General features: G+C 43.8%; 13 protein-coding genes. All 13 read right to left on the bottom strand.

Annotated elements, in window-relative coordinates:
* Positions 1-62: 62 nt before the first annotated feature.
* The 13 genes from ABC831_RS02795 to ABC831_RS02735 all read right to left on the bottom strand — a co-directional run bounded on the left by ABC831_RS02795 (position 63) and on the right by ABC831_RS02735 (position 13,280).
* Complete coding sequence (locus tag ABC831_RS02795; RefSeq protein ID WP_147601345.1) at positions 63-464, bottom strand: four helix bundle protein; 402 nt, start codon at positions 462-464, stop codon at positions 63-65.
* 53 nt (positions 465-517) lie between these two features.
* The gene (locus ABC831_RS02790) at positions 518-1,621 is read right to left on the bottom strand and encodes a phage major tropism determinant (RefSeq protein WP_343246723.1); all 1,104 of its coding nucleotides are present in this window, start codon (positions 1,619-1,621) and stop codon (positions 518-520) included.
* Complete coding sequence (locus tag ABC831_RS02785) at positions 1,614-2,057, bottom strand: hypothetical protein (RefSeq protein WP_147601343.1); 444 nt, start codon at positions 2,055-2,057, stop codon at positions 1,614-1,616. Before ABC831_RS02785 ends, ABC831_RS02790 begins: the two co-directional genes overlap by 8 nt.
* 14 nt (positions 2,058-2,071) lie before the next feature.
* A complete protein-coding gene (locus ABC831_RS02780; RefSeq protein ID WP_147601342.1) occupies positions 2,072-2,860 on the bottom strand; it encodes a hypothetical protein in 789 nt (262 codons plus the stop codon).
* Complete coding sequence (locus ABC831_RS02775) at positions 2,861-3,478, bottom strand: hypothetical protein (RefSeq protein WP_343246722.1); 618 nt, start codon at positions 3,476-3,478, stop codon at positions 2,861-2,863.
* 13 nt (positions 3,479-3,491) lie between these two features.
* Positions 3,492-3,698 carry a hypothetical protein gene (locus ABC831_RS02770; protein WP_147601341.1) on the bottom strand — a complete coding sequence of 69 codons (207 nt, stop codon included), beginning with the start codon at positions 3,696-3,698 and terminating at the stop codon, positions 3,492-3,494.
* Positions 3,699-3,708: 10 nt separating this feature from the next.
* On the bottom strand, positions 3,709-4,596 hold the full coding sequence (locus tag ABC831_RS02765; RefSeq protein ID WP_343246721.1) for an Ig-like domain-containing protein: 888 nt from the start codon (positions 4,594-4,596) through the stop codon (positions 3,709-3,711).
* A 24-nt stretch (positions 4,597-4,620) separates the two neighbouring features.
* Positions 4,621-6,846 carry a hypothetical protein gene (locus tag ABC831_RS02760; RefSeq protein WP_343246720.1) on the bottom strand — a complete coding sequence of 742 codons (2,226 nt, stop codon included), beginning with the start codon at positions 6,844-6,846 and terminating at the stop codon, positions 4,621-4,623.
* A gap of 4 nt (positions 6,847-6,850) precedes the next feature.
* Complete coding sequence (locus ABC831_RS02755) at positions 6,851-7,222, bottom strand: DUF6711 family protein (protein ID WP_195490745.1); 372 nt, start codon at positions 7,220-7,222, stop codon at positions 6,851-6,853.
* Positions 7,223-7,236: 14 nt separating this feature from the next.
* On the bottom strand, positions 7,237-11,922 hold the full coding sequence (locus ABC831_RS02750) for a phage tail protein (protein WP_343246719.1): 4,686 nt from the start codon (positions 11,920-11,922) through the stop codon (positions 7,237-7,239).
* Positions 11,923-12,047: 125 nt separating this feature from the next.
* Positions 12,048-12,284: a hypothetical protein gene (locus ABC831_RS02745; protein WP_147601336.1), complete on the bottom strand. Its 237-nt coding sequence runs from the start codon at positions 12,282-12,284 to the stop codon at positions 12,048-12,050.
* A 146-nt stretch (positions 12,285-12,430) separates the two neighbouring features.
* Entirely contained in the window at positions 12,431-12,784 is a 354-nt protein-coding gene (locus ABC831_RS02740) for a hypothetical protein (RefSeq protein WP_147601335.1), read from the bottom strand.
* Between the two features lie 76 nt (positions 12,785-12,860).
* Entirely contained in the window at positions 12,861-13,280 is a 420-nt protein-coding gene (locus ABC831_RS02735; RefSeq protein ID WP_195490747.1) for a phage tail protein, read from the bottom strand.
* Positions 13,281-13,380: the final 100 nt, after the last annotated feature.

Raw genomic sequence — 13,380 nt, 5'->3', positions numbered from 1 at the left:
CAATGAGCGCGTGCAAGCCACGGAGCGACAGTGCGAATTAACAGCTACCCCAAGATAGTTGCTTATTTTGATTTCTTTTCCTTTTGTGCCTTGTTTATTAACCCTCCGATATACGCACCGAGAATACCGATCTGTGTTGCACAATATTTGTATACTCTGTCGTTCATTGCAGAATATTTGAGATCATGTGCCAATCGGATTTTCCGTACCAATCTTCCTTTCAACCTGTCGGCTGTGTAAAGATGGCTGATTGTCTTTGATCTCTCGTATGCTTCTATCTCATCCATGATTCCGTCTATACATTCTCGTATATCCTTTTGGAGAGTGAATTTCTCATAATGTGGCATTTCTCTCACTTTCTTATGGAGATATACCGATAGGTCGTAGGCCATCTGGTGTGCCTCTGTATGAACGTAGTCCATTTTCAGAGTGGAGGGATTTTCATATTTGCTTTCGTATGCCATTACACCCAACCTTTCAACTGCAAGGGACTCGGCTTTCGCCGGTCCCCATCAGCTTACAGCGAGTCACAGACGCACCACACGCCAACGTACGTGCTCACGCCCCACGGACAACTGTCGCAAGCCACAGTCCGCGAACCAACGCGAACCCCGTCGATCCAGAGGCCACCGCCAACGAGCGCGTGCAAGCCAGTGTTGTTGGCCATGTAAAGCTGGCCAACTTTCTGACCGCTCATAACGTCATACCAGTTCCATGCTGATCCGGTAGGGTCGTGAATGAACTCATCAAGCCACTTCCATACGTTTCCAACAAGGTCTCGAACGTTCGTTGCAGAAACTGCGTTCTTAACATTTCCGCAAGTGGTTCTTGCTGTATTGGAAGTTGCGGACCATGCGTAAGTGTTGTTGCCGTCCGCTCCCTGCGGAGATCCGTATGCGCCCTTACAGAACTCAGCGTAGGTAGGAAGTCTCTTGCCTACTCTCATAGCTCTCTCGTTGGCGATATACCAGTTTAATCCCTCTGTTCCAGTAATCGGCACAGCACCCTTTTTGCTCTGCAAACCACTGGCACCATTGTCGGATGAAAGATATATGTCTCCCCAGAACGGTCCGATATAAACCATTCCGGTAGGATCGCAAGTAGGCCTGTGGAGAAGAGTCCATACAGAGTTAGGAACGATCCCCTCTGTTACGTTTGTTTCCCATCCACTTCCTAATGCCGCGCCTGATGCGCTGATTGGAATACCGGAACTATTTGTTTTTCTGACTACGCCGTAATGGAAACCGCCGATCTTTCTTGATGTAACTGCTGTATAACCGTTTGGATATGTCGTATTAAGGGAAATACGATACTGTTCTGCGGCAAAGTTCGTGGCATCTCCACCGGTAGGATCACAGATATAAATGCAATAGTCCTTTCCCACCTCAAACTTAGTTGCTGTTCCGTCCAAGTTGCTCGCTGTAAGAGTGGTTTTTTCTGTCTTAAAAACAGAATTGCCTACCGCAATCAAAACTCCTGCGATAACAGTAAGGGAACCGTTCTCCATGCGAATAAACTTCTTATCAGATGCAACGACATCGGACATAAGCGCAAGTTTCGGGGTGGTTATCTTCGCAATGTCATTTTCCATTGCTTCATCATAACCGTAGAATTTACTCATTAGCCAATTCCTCCTTAATCTGATTCAGTTCTTCGGCCGTCATGCCGAGACTGTCGTAAATGGTGTATGGTGCGGTAACTGCGATTTCTGTTGCATCCACAGATACCATAGCGGATGTGGAAATAACGGTCGTTTCCAACTGTTTCTCTCCTGTAATCTCATCCGGTTCGCCCTCTTCATGTGTTACGTTTGTGATTGTTACCGTCTTATTTCCGACAATCGCCTTTGTATTTGCTTTTGCCTCAGCACAATAGTGAATGGTAACAGTTTTCTTATCCTCTCCTACCGCAAGAACCGGACAATGAAGATAATTCATGTTTTCAAGATCTTCGATGGCTTCCAACAGGTCTTTTGCTGCAAATGCGCCATCATCCACCAAGGATTTACAATTTCTAATGTCCTCGGCGGTTGCAAGTCTCTTAGGGAAATCTCTCATTTTGTCTACCTCCGTTATTTATTTACATAGGCTCCTACAAAACCATCGACAAACGCCAATCCGTTGCCGTCCATGATTCTGAAAGTCTTATGTGTCATAAGATCCGCATTGCTGATAGAAAATGTTTTCGGGGCAACTATATAGTTGTCATTCGCAATGCTTATTGTGTACTCTCCTGCCTCTGTGAGATACAAAGGCTGAGTATAATCTGTAACAGTATATTTGTTACCGGATGTTACATTTTGTACAGTTATTGCAGCAGCAGTTCCAACGGTATCGTTGAAATGTATCTTCACTGCAAGGTTTCTGATGTGGGTTTCCACATCGTTGATTTCATTCTGCAATTTTCCGGCTGCATCCGCTGACAACTGATCTTTAATCATTGAAAACCATTGATTAAACAATATTTCCTGATTGTTCTCAAACGTTGTCATTTCAGATGTGTAGTCTTTCTTTAACTGCACAACATCCGCATTTGCCGTTGCCTGCAAATTGTCGAGAAAGATATTGAATGAGTCGAGATCCAGATTTGCTCTCTTGTCAAACTCAACTTTCTGGTTCTCAAAAAACTCTGTGAATACCTCATACAAATCTGTTCCGTTTTCCAATGCTGCCATGATTGCGTTGACGGCTGTATTGATGCGGTTGGCATCATACGCACCGAAAAACGATTCATCGTACACTGTGTACTGGGTCACATCTTTTACGGAATAACTGCCGTCTCCATTATCAATAGGTATGAACTTCCGCAGACCGGACCATACGGCATCCTTGTAGTCTGTCTTTAATCGTTCCCACGCCACTTAGAACGCCTCCCTCCTTATGCCAAAGTTAAAGGTAAGCATCTGCCGACCTCTGTATTGGTTTAATAACTGATTGAATAAATCCAAAATTAGGTTTTCAATGCGGTTGAGTTCGTTGAAATCAAAAATCTTTCCATTCGCTGTGTATAAGGGGTTCTCCCCTATGTCCGGCTTAAATGTGTTTTCAGCTATGAGCTTAATGTTTTCTTCCAACTGATTTATCTCATCCGCATAAAAATACTGGTCTTTGCTCCTATCGTCTCCCAGATCATTTATGGAAAACTCCTGGTACATTGCCACGGCTATCTCTCTGAGATATGCGAGGTTGTTCTTTATCCGGTTGAAATCCTCCGTGTTAAACCGGTCTCCGTGATAAATCCCATCATCGTCTGTGTAACCGTACCAATCTGTTTTTGGAGTGGTCCAGGAACCAGAGATAGAAATAACCATTGTTTCCGTTGTACTATTCCCGGCAGAATCCGTTGCCGTCAATACGGCTACATGATCCTTTTCCGAACCATCTATGCTTGCGGAGGCTTTATATACGGTTCCGATAGAGTGCTGAAAATTCAGTTCTTTATCGTCAAGTGTTCCTGTGACATTTGCTATATCAGCCATTATTCATCGCCTCCTATCCTTTGGTGTAATTGCCAACGTATGCCAGTGGCAATTTATCAGGAATTTCCTTGTCTGATATATTGACATAGGAGCCAACATAATTGCCGACAAATGCAACGCCTTTCAGTTCCTCAATGGAAACTGAGATTGTGTATTTCCCCTTTGCCTGCACGGGGTTTGGACTTATCGTAACGTCCCTTACCAATATGTTAGCTGCCATGCCGCACCGCCTAATCTGTTACCGAAACAGAAATTACATAGGTTGTTCCGACATCTGCCGGGTTCGGTGCCAATGAAACATCTGAGATAACCGGTGCTTTTGTATCGAGGGTTACTGTTCTTGTGACGGTCGTGGTTCTTCCGGCTCCGTCCTTTGCTACAACGGTAATGGTGTTTGAGCCATCTTTCAGGGTTATATCCTTTGAGAAAGTACCATCGTCATATACAGTTACTGCACTGCCGTTGATTGTCAGTGTAACCGGACTTGATGTTGCATCGTTGGTAGTTCCGGCTACCGTTACTTTGGTTTTATTCGTGACAAGTTTGTTTACCGGACTTGTAACTGATAACTCAGGCGGTACAGTATCGATCTTGAATGAAACACTCTTTTGAGTAGCTGCATTGCCGTCATAGTCGGATGCTTTTACAACAACGGTGTGTGAACCGTCTGAAAGTGCTGTGGACGGTTTATAACTGCATGAATAACCGGACGTTGTCTTTGTCTTTGTGATTCCAGATATTTCAGAACCATCAATAAGCAGTTTGATTGTATCTGGATTGACACCAGAATCATCATCTGTGACTGTGAATGAAATTGTCGGCTGATTGCTCGTAAGTAACTGTGATGCTGTCGGAGAAGAGATTGTGATAACCGGTGCGGTTTTCTCTTTTACCGTAAGCCTCAGCTTACTTCCGAGTGTGGCATCCGACTGGTTTACGGTAGTCGTGTTGCCGGCCTCATCCTTGGCGATGATCTGTACTCCGTAATAATGTCCTGACTGATTGTATGAGGACTTTGCCGGAGCGGTAAGCGTAGCCTTGTAAGTCTTTGATGCGCTGTCGTATGTGAGTGTGGTAGTCACACCGTTTACGATAGCCTGTACGGATTTAATAGCCATTCATTTTCCTCTTCCTTTCTGTTCTTATTTTTCTGATACCCTACGGGCAATTACCTTTCCAGATAAACTCTGTGAGAAATTAACAATGTGGCGATAGATATTGACCTTTAATCCAGGGCGATATGCGTTCTCCTGATAAACAATGTCGTTCGCATCAATCTCTGGATTTCCACGGGTATTGTATTCGTACTCAATACCGGCGTTGTAATAATCCCCAAGCCAGTCTGCCAAGTGGTTTGCCGTTTCCATATCGCTTACCAGAGGATTTTTCCATGTTATGGTCTTTCCTCTGCTATTGAGCGTTTTTACGGCATACTGCTCAACAATGTTGTATCTGTGTCCTATAATTTCAAACTGGTACTTGCCAGTAATCAGAAACTTAACTGTCACATAATAATCTCCGTTTTCTATGATGCTGACGTTTGATGCCGAGGAATTGAACGTAGCTCTGCATCCATAAGTCGGATCTCCGAGATAATACGTCTGAATATCTCCCTTTACTGCCTCCGTCTCTTCACTAATAAGAGTTTCTTCCGCAGTTCCTTTCTGGTAGGAATAGCATGGCACTCTGACTGCCTTGACAAGCTCCTGTTTGATTGATTTTGGAGAAGAGGTCATATCCTGCCTTTCCATTGTAAAATCCGTTATATCGCCAAATGAGAAGTAATCAACGACTATGCGGTTGAATGGTTCTTTTGTCTTTGTAAACTCAATCTCCATCAAATCAAAATCATCAAAATCGTGCTGCACTATCAGCCTCTTTGTAATGTCCGAATTTACCTCATACTCATCCACCTTTTTGCCGTCATTGAAAGTCCTGAATATAATTCCGTCAGGCAGTGTAGAGCCAAACATTAACTGCAAACCATAGTACATACAGGCGGTTTCCTGAGTTATGTAGATAATCGGATTTTCTTCAAATAGGCAATCCTTATTGGACTGCTGTAATGAAATATATCCGGTATACTTATCTGCCTTACTCTGGTTCTCCGGGAGATAATACATTTCTGCATTTACAGTGGTGTAGTTGTGTGCAAATGAAGCGTACTCCTGTTTTGCAGTCTCACTCTTTATATTCCGAACATGGGAATACTCTGTCTCTCCGTTGCACGTTATGTCGTACTCCGGTGCGAATGAGGATTTAATTTGTGGTCTGCCGTACCGGTTCTGTGAAAGAACACATCTGCAGGCATTAGCGATAATCTGCAAAGCCTCTTTGTGCTTAACCCTCGGTATGGGGTTTTTTGTGGTTGACTTTTTGAGGTACGGATCAATGTAGTATTCCTCAATTCCGGCATCCTGAAAGACCAATTCTGCTGCATGGTAATATGTGATTCCTGCCGGAGCATAGCGGCCTTTGTAATATTCCTCGTCCATGTTTCTGAAAAGATCCTGACACCTTATCGTTGCCGAGTAATCATCGCTTTCCCATGCACTACACTGTAACTTTGCCCCTCTTATCCATTCGATAGTGTCTGAGTTCGGCAACTGATAACCGTACCAGATATACATCTCCTGCCCTGTCTCCAAGAAGTTGATTGCTGAGTTTGGGTTGTCTACATTGAAATACTGATCGTAATTCTGTAACTTAACCATGAAATCTATCTGTGGAACATCCTCGCAAATTGGGGATATGTAGCTATCTAATTTAGAATCCATAATATCGTCATTGTAATAAACAAGACCGTAGCCTAACTGAATTGAATAAATCCTCAGTCTGGAATATGGATTTTTCATCTTGTAGAAGATGAATTTTATATATGTGGTATTCTCTAACACCTGTTCTGTACTGAACTCTGACTGATCGTTGTCAGCAATCTCTATTCTCTGTCCGCTACTCGTGAGTATGTCGAACCTGGTAGGATAAACCTCTCCAAAATTGATAGTCAGTCCTTTAATGTCTGTTGCTACAACATTCAGTTCGATAAGCAGCTCATATCCGCTTGATGGAATCAGAGGTTTACTTATCAAACCGGTGTCGTAGTAATTCCCGGAAGTATTCTCCCTTGGGAGAAAATACATAGAGCCGTCTACCTTTGTGAAGTCCTGCTCCAATGTGGCATATACGGTTGTCTCTTTTCGCTGACCGAACAACCCGGTCTGCTTTGAATAGTAGGCAAAGTTGTTACCTATGACGGTTGCATTGGCCTGTGCTTCCTGATTTACCAGACCGAATGAAATCATCATATATGACCGCTCTCTAAGAGAGCTTTTCATGCTTTCCTTGTATTCATTTGATACTTTCTGCATACAATCACTCTCCGCAATCAATAAGGTTTACTTTGCAACTCTGATAGGTAATTGGATTTCCGTCTGAATCTATCCAGTACGGTTCCGCCGTTCTATCTCCGGGGTACATCTTTATTGTTATTTTTTTCATAGTGACCGGATCTGGGAAAGTGACATATACGAAAAACGCACTCAGCACCGTAAGCATCCGGCTCCACTCTGCTGCCGTCAGCCACGGCCATTCCAGAGTGTCGAGTTTGTACTGATCTCGCCCAACTCTCTGCCCTACGACCGTGCCGTTGGCATTTCTTCCGGCATCCACCATTGTAGATACAGTTGGCTTTGCCCCACGTTTAGGAGGGGGAAAGTCATAACCATTTACTGATATATAAGCCATTCCATATCCCTCCTTTACGCTCCTTGGAAGCTGTAACCGTTGGCATTGCGCTGTGTGGTTACTGCATCCGTAACTGTCTTTCCACCGATTTCAACAATCGTCTGTTCTTTCTTATCAGCCTGTGTCTTGGTGTTCTTGGAAATCTCACTCACAGCGGTTGTTATTCCAAGATCGTCCAGAGCCTCTTTGATAGCTTCTTTCAGACCGCAGCCGGAATTAAGCGTTGCCTGCACGGTTCCGTTTGTAGATACCTCCCTTGTCACACGCTGCACGATTGCTTCATTCGTGAAATCACTTCCATAATTGTTGCTGTATTCTTTCAATGCACTGTCATTGATTTTCAGACGTGTTCCGAGGTTCACGTCCATATCAGCGAATGAATCTACCCAGGAAGTGACAATTCCTTTTGTTTTCTCTCCCTCTTTCTCTACGCCGATGTTATATCCATCTACGGAATATGCACCTAATCGTTTGAATACTCTGGACGGAGAGTTAATATCCAGCTTGTCTTTGAACCATGAGATAATACTGCTGCCCCACGATTCAATGTTGTTCTTACAGGTAGAGTACAGATTTCCTATACCGTTCTTAAAACCATCTACCACATTTTTTGCAATGTCATACCACTTGTCATAAGAACAGGTATTTGTGAACCACGTTTTTACATTAGAAGCCCATGTTGTAATGTTGCTCTTACAAGTCGTATAACTGTTTCCGATTTTCGTTTTGAAGCCGGAAATAATATTCTCTGCATAGGTACTCCACTTAGAACTATTGATGCCTCCAAAACCACTATCAGAGAACCACGTTTTGAGGTTTGAAGCCCATGTTGTGATATTGCTTTTCGTATCTGTGTACGACAGTCCTATTTTGTTCCTGAAACCAGTTATGATATTTCCTGCATAAGTGGTCCATGTGGCATTGTTGATATTTCCGAATGAAGATCCAGAAAACCAATCTTTCAGGCTACTCGCCCAAGTAGTAATGTTGTTCTTTGTGGTGGTATAGGTGTTTCCAACCTTTTCCCGGAAGCCGGAAATGATATTGTTTGCGTAGGTCTGCCAAGTATTGCTATTGATGTTTCCAAAGCCGCTGCTCGTATACCATTCCTTAACTTTGCTCGCCCAGGTTGTGATGTTATCTTTTGTAGTGGTGTATGCGTTACCCACCTTTGTTTTGAAACCAGTGATAATATCATTTGCGTAGGTGGTCCATGTACCGTTGTTCACTCCGCCGAATGAAGAACTATTAAACCACTCCTTTGCCTTTGAGGCCCATGTGGTAATATTGTCCTTGGTCTGTGTATAGGCATTTCCCACTTTCGTCTTGAAACCGGAGATAATGTCATTTGCATATCCGGTCCATGTTTCCATGTTGACCCCACCAAATGATGAATTGTTGAACCACTCTTTGGCCTTAGCAGCCCAAGTCGTGATGCTGTCTTTCGTGGTGGTATAAGCATTGCCTATCTTGTCCTTAAAGCCGGTTATGATGTTCTGACCGTGGGTTTCCCAAGTCTCTTTGCAAATCTTTCCAAAACTCGTACCCGAGAACCAGTCATTGACCTTTCCGGCCCACTCCGTAACTTTTGCTTGGCAGTCTGAGAATTTCTTTCCGATGCCTCCATTGAAAGCAGTGACAAGATTGCTTCCAAGTGTGCTGAATACGGTTGAATCGGATGAACCACCTATGCCAAATATTCCTTTGACAACATCTGTCACATTTCCGAAACAACTCAACGCTGTCTGCAATGGTGCTGGCAAAAGGGATTTAGATATTCCACCAAGCAAACCACTGACTATTTTCTCTCCGACAGTATTTATTTCTCCATCATCAGATCCAATTCCGAACTTCTTTGATATTCCCTCAACAACGCTTGTTTTCAGTTCGTTCCAAATGGCGGTCCATGATACCCATTTGAACAAATTCTTGAACGTCCACTTGGCTGCAAATACCTTAAATACTGTTTTGAGAATTGTGTCCCAGTCAATCTCGGACATTGCCGTTCCTACGCCCTTTAGAAGTTCGTACCAATCTACCTCATCTATCAAAGTGTTAATCAGTGTGCATACACCAGTGATGAGGGAATTGATTGTACCTCCTGCATCTTTCCAGTTGATGGTTTTTACGGCTTTGTTAATTGCACTCGCAAAGTCACTACCGATTTTCTTGAAATCAATCTTTGCAAGGAATTTTCCAATACCACTGAAAAGTGTCTTGATGCTGTTTCCGAGTGTCGTTCCGACAATTTCCCAGTCAATGTTTGTGATTGCCGTATTGAGGTTTGAACCAAGTCCAGAACAGAAACTATCGAAGCCGTCCTTAACTGTTTTCCAGTCGATGTTTTTCAGTGCCGTATTGACACCGCTTGCAAAGTTCTTTGCGATGTCCGTCCACGGAAATGTCTTTGAGAAATTCAGTACGGCGGTAAATACCCCATTCACGAAACCGGCAAATGTTTCTCCGATTCCGTCATAATCAATTCCGGCGATCGCATTGCCGAGAAGATTTCCGATTGCAGTTCCAAGTGAAGCCCAGTCCAACCCTTTGACAAATGTTTTTGCAAAAGTGATTGCTGAGTTTATCGTATTGGAAATTGCAGTGCCGATTTTCTTCCAAAGGTCCTCTGTCTGCAGGGCAGCGTTGATTGCATCAACAATGCCTTGTGCCAACCCCTTTGCAGTCTTATTTATCAGAGTCCAATCAAGAGTATCTAATGCACCAATGATAAGATCTGCTATTGCCGTTCCGAGACTGCTCCAATGGAAGTTTTCTACAAATGAATCAACGAACTCAAATGCAGAGTTAATAGCTTGCGCTATTGTCACACCTATTGATGTGAACAATCCAGGAGTTTCAAGGAAACCATTCAGGAATGTCGCAATGCACTTCGCAATCTTTCTCAGAGATGCTTTGATGCCGTCCCACTGAATGTTATCGAGGGCTTCTTTCAGTTTCTCCCCGAACATTCTTCCTACATCGTAGAAATCAGCTTCATCCCAAGCATCCTTAATCATCTGTGCAAGATTTTTGTACTTATCCGCAATCTCGTCTGTTTCATAACCGCTTCCATCGGCTCCGCTGTTGCTTCCACTGCCGCTTTTATCATCACTTAGGATATTAAGCTCATCTATGCCGGTGGTAAGGTTCTTTGCCGCCTTTGCAGCACCATTTAAGGAATCTGTATAATCTTTATTCTGTTTTATTGCCTTGGTATAGAACTTCTTACCTGTGAGTGCTGAGAAGAACTGTGCCAATGCGTTTGTTGCTGCAACGAGCTTCTGAATCAGATAATCCAGAATCGGAGTAACTACATTCAGTATTGGCTCAAATGCAGTTGTCAGTGATGCTCCAAGCTGTCGCAAATCGTTGTAGAGCAGATTTACGTTTTTGTGAAACTCTGTTCCGGCTCTTTTTGAATAAATAACAAGGTTATCGAATCCTGTTTTTACGAGTTCAAATAGGTGTGTAAACATTGAACGTAATAACATGAACGTTCCAAGTCGGATGATTGAGCCGAGTTTCTTTGCAAATGCACCAGATTGTTTTTCTGAAAATCCAAGGCTTTCTCTCACTCTCTTTTTGAGTTCCTTGAATTTGTTTATAATTGCAGCAATCCCAGAACGGATTTTGTTCACTACCGTTTTCACGGCAGAAATGATTTTTTGTGTCTCGTTCTTTACAGCATTTGCCACTTGCCTTACCGCATTGATGATTGCAGTAAGGATTGTCAGGATAATACCAATAATCGGTATCGCCGCCTGAACGGCTTCAAGACCTACTGCCATAGATTGGAACCCAGCGTTTGCCGCCATGCCCCCGGTTTCAATGGCCGGAAGAATTGATGCAATTCCACTTAATATAGAAGAAAAGGTTCCAAGTCCACATTTCTGTGCTGCATCCCCTATGGACTTAATGGACTTTGCCACATCCTCCATATTCTTAGGAGACTGTGAAACCGTTTCCTTGAACTGCTTAAACTGTTCCTGTGCCTGTCTGAGACCATTCACAGCTTCCTCATACTGACCGGTATCAAACCGTATCTTTCCACTCTCCATACCGCTGACAGTGGCTTTGTACTTATTGATCTGGTCTATGAGTTCCTGAATACGTCTATTAGCCGGATTTGTGTTTGCCTGATTGAGACTTTCGTTTAAGTTTGTCTGTCCGGCTGCTGCACTTTGTCCGGCAGTTCCGAGGTTGCTTTCCTCTTGTGCCAACTGACTTGCCGCTGATGCGGCACCGTTCATTGCTGCCTGTGCCTCTTCTGATGCAGTCGCAACGCTTTCTGTGGCTGCCGCTGCTTGCTGACCGTTCTCCAAAGGCTGTACACGTCTCTGTGCCCCCTCAGAATCAATTCTGATGCTGACGCGATTATTCGATCCGAGGTTTCCAAGTGCTGTGCTGACTTCCTTTACAGTAGCCGCAACCTCTTTTAATTTCGCCGTATCAACTCCTGACAGAGACTTAATGGATGATGCAATGCTTCTCATACCACTTCCGGCATTTTTAAGATCATCTCCAACGCCGGAGAAACCACGCATTACATCAAGAATCTGTTTTAACTTTTCTGTATCTAATCCCTCAGTGATTTTCTTCATTGAGGTAAGAGCTTTTGTTACTTTATCAATACCACCGTCTGCCTTATCAGTGGTGGCTTCTATTTCCAATAAAATGCTATCTACTCTGTTATCAGGCATTTTGCCACCTCACTTCGTAAAACCCTGTCCGTGGGTGGTATTGTTTGTCCGTAAAATAAGAAAACATGGGGAACTGCGCCGGACTTGCGCTGTTTCGGTTCGTCAACCTATCCCCATGTAATCAGCTACTTTTCTCTTCGCTGTCTCAATCGCTTATTATGTTCTGCGGCAAAGGCAGCGAATCTGTCTGCATCCGTCATTTTTGCTCCCGGCGGTGCGTCCTCTGTGCTGTTCATGCTTCTTGGTTGGCTTGGGTATGCCGGAGCATTTCTGCCAAGGAAGATTGCCATGGCATCTACGACATACGAACCAACGGACCACGCCAACGTATCTAAGGCTGTGGCCTGTTCTTTCGCTTCCATTTCTCTCTTCTTTTGGAATGGCTCTAATTTCGTAGGGTTCAATGTCCAAAAGGTCTCATAGGAAACTCCATAAAGGAGAGCGTTGGGAAGCCAAACTTTATTGATAATCTCTGTAAATGTTTTGTATTTACTGAGATCTATTTCCTCTACTCTGTTGCCGCCTTGGTTTTCTTTCCTCCGCTCTTCGGAGGTTCCTCGGCTTCCTCGCCAAAACCCGCGGTTTTCATTGCCTCCGTAAAGGCTTCCATGACTTCATCCATGGAACCACCGTACTTCAAATGTTCGCTCAGTATCTTTCCGGCTTTTGTGAGATCCTTTGTGCCGGTAAGGACTGCGATGATCGCTCTGATTGTCTTAAAAATCTTCATGTTCTCTCTGGTATCATCATCCAGAAGTCCCATTACATCTACATCGTGATCTTCCAGATCACACATAAGGTTTGTAAAATCGAGATCTGCTACTTTAATCTCTTTAGGTCCATTCGCTGTCTGTAAAATCATACTTATTAACCGTCCTTTCGTTAATCTGTCCTATTTGTACGGCAGAGGATTATTCCCCTGCCGCTGCTTCACTTTTTCACGCTGTTACATAATGAAGAGCCTCTTCGCCCTCATCAGTAATGGAGAATGACATTTCTCTCGCATTGTTGGAAGATCCGCTTGTCGGATATACTGCCATAACACCGGCCCACTCCCATTTGCCGTCAACACCCTCTTCTCCAAACCATAACTGGTATTTATCAACTTTTCCTGCTTCCTGCAGATCCAAGAGTTTCTTGTAATCAGCTTTCTCATACCATGCTTTGAAAGCAAGATCCCCTGTGTCCTCGATACCGTTAATGGTTCTTTTCTTCGTATCGGAAAGTGTTGTAACATCGAGTTTTTCCTTTTCTCCACCGAGATCCGGGTACTCAGTAATATCGATCAACTTCTCAAATGTTCCGGGAGCATCTGCTTTCTCGTGCATGAGATATGTCACATTTGTACATTTTGCCATCTTCGTTCTACCTCCTTGTGTTTTCCTTTGCCTAAGAGGTAAAGCCTTGAATTTATTAAGACCACCGGCAGACACCAGGCGAGTGCTTTTCGGGAGCGAC

This window comes from Diplocloster hominis (assembly GCF_032380655.1).
Classification (GTDB): domain Bacteria; phylum Bacillota; class Clostridia; order Lachnospirales; family Lachnospiraceae; genus Diplocloster; species Diplocloster hominis.
Note: the sequence above shows the minus strand (reverse complement) of the source record. Positions and strands in the feature narration are given on the sequence as shown.

Coding starts and splice junctions, on each gene's coding strand:
- ABC831_RS02740 (WP_147601335.1), bottom strand. CDS start 12,784: ATGATTTTACAGACAGCGAATGGACCTAAAGAGATTAAAGTAGCAGAT.
- ABC831_RS02785 (WP_147601343.1), bottom strand. CDS start 2,057: ATGAGAGATTTCCCTAAGAGACTTGCAACCGCCGAGGACATTAGAAAT.
- ABC831_RS02755 (WP_195490745.1), bottom strand. CDS start 7,222: ATGGCTTATATATCAGTAAATGGTTATGACTTTCCCCCTCCTAAACGT.
- ABC831_RS02770 (WP_147601341.1), bottom strand. CDS start 3,698: ATGGCAGCTAACATATTGGTAAGGGACGTTACGATAAGTCCAAACCCC.
- ABC831_RS02775 (WP_343246722.1), bottom strand. CDS start 3,478: ATGGCTGATATAGCAAATGTCACAGGAACACTTGACGATAAAGAACTG.
- ABC831_RS02790 (WP_343246723.1), bottom strand. CDS start 1,621: ATGAGTAAATTCTACGGTTATGATGAAGCAATGGAAAATGACATTGCG.
- ABC831_RS02795 (WP_147601345.1), bottom strand. CDS start 464: ATGGCATACGAAAGCAAATATGAAAATCCCTCCACTCTGAAAATGGAC.
- ABC831_RS02750 (WP_343246719.1), bottom strand. CDS start 11,922: ATGCCTGATAACAGAGTAGATAGCATTTTATTGGAAATAGAAGCCACC.
- ABC831_RS02745 (WP_147601336.1), bottom strand. CDS start 12,284: ATGGAAGCGAAAGAACAGGCCACAGCCTTAGATACGTTGGCGTGGTCC.
- ABC831_RS02760 (WP_343246720.1), bottom strand. CDS start 6,846: ATGCAGAAAGTATCAAATGAATACAAGGAAAGCATGAAAAGCTCTCTT.
- ABC831_RS02735 (WP_195490747.1), bottom strand. CDS start 13,280: ATGGCAAAATGTACAAATGTGACATATCTCATGCACGAGAAAGCAGAT.
- ABC831_RS02765 (WP_343246721.1), bottom strand. CDS start 4,596: ATGGCTATTAAATCCGTACAGGCTATCGTAAACGGTGTGACTACCACA.